The 303-nt window shown below is 60.1% G+C and carries 1 pseudogene; it reads left to right on the forward strand.

Annotation, left to right across the window (positions count from 1 at the left end):
• Positions 1-274, forward strand: a pseudogene (locus P0G09_RS18515) (ABC transporter permease); the annotation flags it as partial.
• Positions 275-303 lie beyond the last annotated feature (29 nt).

A 303-nucleotide genomic window follows, 5' to 3' on the forward strand; every position in this document is an offset into this window, starting at 1 on the left:
AACCAACCACCTTGTCACCCTGCCCTTTTTTGTGGAGGGCCTGACCATGGGCCTGATCACTGGTGCCATCACCTCGGTAGCCGGTATCTTCGGCTATGCCTACATCGTGCAGGCCTCCAGCACGCTGGGCGGGTTGTGGCAGCTGCTCATGGGCACCGCCATGGTGCCTGTGGATGCCGTCTGGCCCACCATCCTGACGTACAGTCTGGCCGGTGGTGCGCTGGTGGGTGCGCTGGGCAGCATGTTCTCCATCCGAAAGCATCTGAATGTGTAAGCGAAAGGAGCCTTCTCTGTGAAACAAGC

The sequence above is a fragment of the Faecalibacterium sp. DFI.5.82 genome (assembly GCF_029076575.1).
Lineage (GTDB): Bacteria > Bacillota > Clostridia > Oscillospirales > Ruminococcaceae > Faecalibacterium > Faecalibacterium duncaniae.